At 64.1% G+C, this 326-nt stretch carries 1 pseudogene; it reads left to right on the forward strand.

Annotated elements, in window-relative coordinates:
* Positions 1-326, forward strand: a pseudogene (locus tag ACYP5B_RS52470) (transposase); the annotation flags it as partial.

Here is a 326-nt window from a genome sequence, read left to right on the forward strand (position 1 = left end):
GCCGCGTCGCAAAAAGTATCCGGGCCGCCTTCCGGTTTCGGACCGGGCTGTGTTGAACGGCATTCTGTTCGTGTTCAAGACCGGAATACGTTGGTGCGACCTGTCGACCAAGTTGGGCTTTGGTTCAGGCCCGACCTGCTGGCGGCGTCTGCGCGACTGGCAGACGGCGGGCGTATGGGGCCGACTGCACGAGTTGCTGCTCGCGAAGCTACGCGAGTCGGGCCAACTCGATTTCTCACGAGCAGCCGTCGATTCGTCGTCGGTGCGAGCTGTTGGGGCGGGCGAAAAACGGGTCCGAACCCCACGGATCGCGCGCGACCAGGTTC

The sequence above is a fragment of the Cupriavidus sp. 8B genome (genome assembly GCF_054589115.1).